The sequence below is a fragment of the Streptomyces sp. NPDC045701 genome, from assembly GCF_056432045.1.
This window is the reverse complement of record NZ_JBWKJV010000138.1, coordinates 1-3,807: the sequence shown is the minus strand read 5'-3', so window position 1 is coordinate 3,807 and position 3,807 is coordinate 1. Positions and strand designations below refer to the sequence as shown.

At 66.2% G+C, this 3,807-nt stretch carries 5 protein-coding genes; 2 read left to right on the top strand and 3 right to left on the bottom strand.

Annotated features, from left to right (window positions below):
- Positions 1–736: 736 nt before the first annotated feature.
- Positions 737–925: a hypothetical protein gene (locus tag AC07DW_RS33670; protein WP_478861414.1), complete on the top strand. Its 189-nt coding sequence runs from the start codon at positions 737–739 to the stop codon at positions 923–925.
- A gap of 78 nt (positions 926–1,003) precedes the next feature.
- Here AC07DW_RS33670 and AC07DW_RS33665 read toward each other — a convergent pair whose 3' ends face one another.
- The 3 genes from AC07DW_RS33665 to AC07DW_RS33655 form a co-directional block, all read right to left on the bottom strand.
- Positions 1,004–1,477, bottom strand: coding sequence for a helix-turn-helix domain-containing protein (locus AC07DW_RS33665; protein WP_478861413.1), 474 nt, complete (start codon positions 1,475–1,477; stop codon positions 1,004–1,006).
- A gap of 810 nt (positions 1,478–2,287) precedes the next feature.
- Positions 2,288–2,692: an ATP-binding protein gene (locus AC07DW_RS33660; RefSeq protein WP_478861412.1), complete on the bottom strand. Its 405-nt coding sequence runs from the start codon at positions 2,690–2,692 to the stop codon at positions 2,288–2,290.
- Positions 2,693–2,851: 159 nt separating this feature from the next.
- Positions 2,852–3,229 carry an STAS domain-containing protein gene (locus tag AC07DW_RS33655; RefSeq protein WP_478861411.1) on the bottom strand — a complete coding sequence of 126 codons (378 nt, stop codon included), beginning with the start codon at positions 3,227–3,229 and terminating at the stop codon, positions 2,852–2,854.
- Positions 3,230–3,447: 218 nt separating this feature from the next.
- Between AC07DW_RS33655 and AC07DW_RS33650 the strand changes: the two genes are divergently transcribed.
- Positions 3,448–3,807: transposase (locus AC07DW_RS33650; RefSeq protein WP_478861410.1), on the top strand; the 360-nt coding region annotated here is incomplete at its 3' end.

Genomic DNA, 3,807 nt, shown 5'->3' with positions numbered 1-3,807 from the left:
GAACTGGTCCTCGTCCGCACGACGGCCTGCTGATCACCCACCAGCCGAACCACCAGGCCAAGACGGCCCGACCTCAATTTCCCCCAAGGTCGTTAAGTAATCGGCGGCTTTTAACCGTTGCGACTACGTAGGTGGCCGGGCTGAACATCCACGTCGTCGGTACCGGACTCTCCCTCGACCTCCCACCATCATCTCCTCAGCGCCGAAGTCAGTAGCTGTCGCTTAGCTGATCGATGGAGGCTTCCAGAGTCAGTGGCATAGCCATCTGGAGGACGTCCGCCGCCACCACCGGATGGCAATCTTATCCATGGCGCACCGCCGCTGAAGGGAAACCTACAGCGTAGGCGTCCGCGCCACGCCAGCCTGGAAAACGGCAGTCAGGCGGATATCTTCCAATCACTGGCAACAGCGGGTGCCCTCCCCGAGCATCATGGAGCAAAATATGCGAATTTCTTCTATTCTCAAGCGTGCGGCTGTGATCACAGCATCCGCAGGTGCGGTCGCAATGGGTGCTGCGATTCCTAGCTCTGCGAGCGAGATTTCTTCCCCCGTAGCCGCCAGGTGCGATGCGGACGGTACCGTGTGGGGGGCTTACGTGAACAATTCCACTAAGTCCGAGCTTCGCCTCTCGAAAGCCGACGCGACCAGCGACTTTTGCACAGAACCGCAAGCGAGTATAGCCCCGGAATCGGTTGCCAGTTGGTCTTACCGGTGGTACCCAGACAATAGCGCGGAAGTGCGCTATTCGATCGGCACTACCGGAAATTCAGTGGTGATGAAGAATGGCGGCGCAGCACCGACGACGTGCGAGGTCGTGGACTCTGAAAATCGCCCCACCGCCGACTACTCCTGCTCCCTGGACGACTACAAGCCGTTCCAGCCGGCTACCTTCACCCTGCAGGAGTCTGCTGCGGCGACCTCATAGGTAAGGCATGCGGTTGGCATGACCGGTTCCGTAAGGGCATCCGGGCTGTTGCCCGTTCTTGAGTTTTGATCGACCTGGTCAGGCGCTGCTGGCACCCCAGCGTCGCCGTGAGCCCAGCCGCAACCGGATGAACCTTGATCGCCAGCGGTTCACCGTGCCCTGCGACACGCCGAGTTCGGCGGCGATCTCCTTATTGGTCCCGCCCTCCGCACACCGCAGCACGATCCGCGCCCGCAGCGCCAGGAACTGCGCGGTCTTCGCCCGCCGCGCCCAGCGCGTCAGCTCCGCACGCTCGGCCTCGCCGAGTACCAGCTCCGGCTTGCGCCGGCCCGGCCGAGGCTCGTCAGCCAGGCCCGCCATCCGCCGGGCCACGAACCGCGAGCGCCACTTACGCACCGTCTCCGTGGACACCCCGAAGTCCGCCGCCACAGCGGTGCTGGAGCCGCCCTCGGCAGAGGCAAGAATGATCCGGGCCCGCTCCGCCACACGAGCCGAGACCGCACCACCCGCCGACCAACACGCCAACTCCGCCCGCTCCTCGGCAGACAGCACGACTTCAACAGCACGAGGACCCCCGAGACACCATGAAAACAGCATACAGACTTAGTCTCGCTATTTCCGGCGCAGGACACTAGCCTAGCTAGGTCACCGGTTACCGATTCGGCCCCCGGCGGCCTGGACCTTGCCGATGGCGGACGTGCCGGCCCGCTCGGAGGCGGCGGTGCCGGGCTCGACGGGCGTTGAACAGATGTTCCTCGTAGTGGCCCAGCGCCAGCATCAACCCTAAACAGACGACGGGCAACAAGACCGCGATCACCGCCGCGATGGGTGCGGGTGTCAGGCCATCATCCTGGCCGGAGTACGGGCCGCGTCAAGGACATCGACCAGTGGCAGCCGCAAGGCTGCGGCGATTTCAGCCAGTTCCTCCTCAGCGGGGGGAACGGGGCCCTGAACGCCGTCTTGCACAAAGACTCTATTACGCGGGGGGCGAATACCGGTCCGCTCCGCGAGAGTCTGAGCGGTCAGGTGACGGCGGCGCATGATTACTTGCAGAAGTTCTCCAAGGTCGGCCATACAGCTCGCCTGCCCCGACCGACCGCCGTCATACGTCGGGGAACTCTTTTGCAGCAGCATGGCCAGGCAGCGGCGGACTGCGCACGCAGCGCGGCAACCACCTGAGCGGTAGCCCGCAACAGTTCGCCCGCCACCACGGCCCCGTGCACCTCGATCCCGACTACGGGACACGCACCGGGGGAGCCGCCACCCCGTCTTTCTGACACACGACGCCGCGCCCTGCCCACGCAGCGGGTACGCCACCGTCCGCCGCCCGAACGCGCACCCTCTGAGCGCCGTGCCGCGGGGTCACCAGGGAAGACGCGCGAGCACCGTCTTCCCGCCGCCGGGCCCGGGCAGGATGCGTACCTCGTTGGCCACCCTGGCGATCAGTATCCAGCCCCACCCGCCGCGCGCCCCGGTAACGTCCGGGGCTCGGGGTCGCGGGGGGCTGGCACTGGTGTCGCTGACTTCGACCAGCACGCTCTCGTCGTACAGGGTCAGGCGCAGAGTGCAGGACCCTGGGGCGTGGCGTACGGCGTTGGTGACCAGTTCGCTGGTCACCAGCAGCACTGCGTCGGTGACAGCGGGGCTGGCCGGGCCTGCGCACGCCCGTTCGGCTTCGGCTAGGAACTCCGTGGCGATGCGGCGGGCCCGGGCAGGAGCGTCCGGGGCGTCATCCAAGTCGACGCAGCGCTGCACGCTATCGGTCATCAAAGTCATCCCCCAAGGGCAGACGGCCGGTGGTTCGTGGTACTGCTGATACGCCTGCCCAGCAAAAGGACCGATATCAGAGGCGAGCCGGATTAGGGATGGATAGGGACCGGCTGTCAGCTTGAGGGCGGCCGGGTGAAACCGCCCGGGTGCGGAAGGCTAGGCGGGCTCGGCTTCGCTGTTCATGGCGGATTCGGCAAGCAGGAGCCGTGCCTGCTCCACGGTAGGGGCGATGTTGAAGATCATTTCTCCGCCGACCAGGCTCAGCAGGGACTGCAGCCGTTCTGAGATCGCGGCCAGCGCCAGCGCGCCCCCGGCGTCCTGTGTGGCCTGCCGAGCTGCCAACAGTGCGTTGAATCCGCGCGAATCACAGAACGCTACATCCGCGCAGTCCAGCACGACTCGCCGGTAACCCGCGTCGATCAGCTCCTCGACCGCCTCAGCCAGCAGATCCTCGCTGCCCATGTCGAGTTCACCGGCCAATGCCAGTACCGCGTCCCGCTCGACCACCGCCGGTGTGATGACCAGCCTGTTCACCGGCACCCTCCACTTCCCTGCCCTCGCTACCGACCCCGACGGCAGCCACAATACGAGACCGCCGCCCGGATCCTCCCCCAGCTCGTTTCCCGTCATGTCAGCACAGCAGGGTGAGCTGTGTCATCGGCAGGGGCGGATTCCTCGACCGCGCCCCACAGCTCGCGCTCGGTCACGGCCCTGAAGCTTCCCCTTGATCGTGGACACCTGGAGACTGGGACGTGTGGTTCGAGAGGAAGTGGTGCCCGGTGGGAAGTAAGTACACGAAGCGATACTCGGCGGGGTACCGGCGGGATGCGATAGCGCTCGTCCGTTCTTCCGGCAGGACGGTGACCGAGGTCACCCGGGAGCTCGCCGTCAGCCCGGAGAGTCTGCGTAACTGGGTCCGGCGCGAGCAGGCCGGACGCGGCGAGGGCGCCCCGGGCGGGCCGACCAGTGCCGAGCGCGAGGAACTCAAGCGCCTGCGCAGGCAGAACCGTGAGCAGCAGCTCGTCGACCTCGCCGGTGACCTTCGCCGTGGCCTTGGGCCACTTCGCGCCGTACGCCTTCTCGAACGCGGTGACCGCCTTCTCGGCATGGGC